Source organism: Oleiphilus sp. HI0123, assembly GCF_001635315.1.
The window spans coordinates 1-1,501 of sequence record NZ_LWGE01001488.1 but is presented as its reverse complement, the minus strand read 5'-3'; the positions used below and the strand labels follow the sequence as shown (position 1 = coordinate 1,501).

Sequence of the window (1,501 nt, the reverse complement as noted above, 5' to 3'; positions counted from 1 at the left end):
AAGACGATACAGTTTCACCACTACCGGATAAAACACTTGCTTCCCGCTCTAGTGAAGAAGGCTTCATAAAACGGCCGCTCCACCGTGGCATAACTCTGCGAATCCGTTCTTCTAATGGCGGGTGCGTAGCAAAAAACTGGGTGAAGTAGCGCCTAGGAGATCCGATGCGAGAAAAGAACAAGTGGCTCACTTCATGAGCGCCATGATGCACAACTTGTGACTGGGCAGTGGCACCACCAATCAAACTCAAGGCCTCACCAATACCATTGGGGTTTCGGGTAAACTGCACTGCAGAGGCGTCGGCCAAAAACTCTCTCTGACGGCTTACAGCAGACTTTATGATCATGCCAAATAACTGGCCAATCGAGCCAAGTAGCCATAGGCACAAACCAAATGCAAACAGGCCCGCAACCACGCCGCCATTATTTCGGCCATGACCATAGCTACGATAGCGACGCCCTCGTTGACTCGTCATACGCATCACCATATGACCACTTTCACTAATCATTAGAATGCCATGCAAGACAACCAGTAACTTCATGTTCAGGCGCATATCGCCATTAAGAACATGGCTAAATTCGTGAGCAATAACTCCCTGCAGCTGATCTCGGTTAAAAGTATCCAAACAACCTTGTGTGACGCCAATAACGGCATCCTCAACCGACAAACCGGCGGCAAAGGCATTAATACCTGGTTCTTTTTCAAGCAAATAAACTTGTGGCACTGGGATACCCGCGGCCAAAGCAATCTCCTCGACAACATTTAGTAAGCGCTTTTCCTGAGCCTGGCTTGAGTTTGTCAGAACAGGTCGACCGCCCAAAGCTTCAGCGACAACCCTTCCTCCGTCTCGCAAAGAGAGCCATTTGAACAGCATAGCCATCGCCAAGACGCCTACGACGAGAAGCGTCGTCCAGGTAAATTTTTTCCAACCTAGTGCGGTGATCAGGTTTTCGCACCACTGAAAAATGTTCCCGCCTGCATCAGCAATCGGATTCACTCCATCCAGTGCATACTCTGGGTTACTGTATAAAACGAAAAACGCGACACAGAGGTTTGTAAGCAAAACCAATAAGACGACAGCAATGGTAAACAATGCCAACAACCATAAGGTTTGTTTCCTGGCATCATCTTGCGCTTTATAGAAGTTCATTGTCTAGAATGAAACTTTGGGAGCCGATTGAATTTGTGCCGAGTCTTCAAACTCTAGAAGCGTCGCGTCTTCTCTGTGACCAAAGCTGGTAGCAAAAAGGTTTTGAGGGAAGCTTTGACGATATTGATTATATTCAGTAACTGAATCATTAAAGGACTGACGCGCAAAGGACACACGATTCTCGGTGCTAGTCAGCTCTTCAGAAAGCTGGCTCATGTTATCACTAGCCTTCAGTTCCGGATAAGCCTCTACAGCCACATTTAGACTTCCTAAAGCACTTTGTAATAAACCTTCACTTTTAGCAAGTTCCTGCAACGCTCCCGCACTAGAAGGATTAGCGGATGCTGCTTT

General features: G+C 47.4%; 2 protein-coding genes. Both read right to left on the bottom strand.

All coding sequences use genetic code 11. The annotated features are described in order from the left end of the window. Window positions 1–1,150 (bottom strand): M48 family metallopeptidase (locus A3761_RS19670; RefSeq protein WP_156491969.1); only part of this gene is annotated, 1,150 nt, incomplete at its 3' end. Between the two features lie 3 nt (window positions 1,151–1,153). Further along, window positions 1,154–1,501 (bottom strand): LemA family protein (locus A3761_RS19665; protein WP_197473130.1); only part of this gene is annotated, 348 nt, incomplete at its 5' end.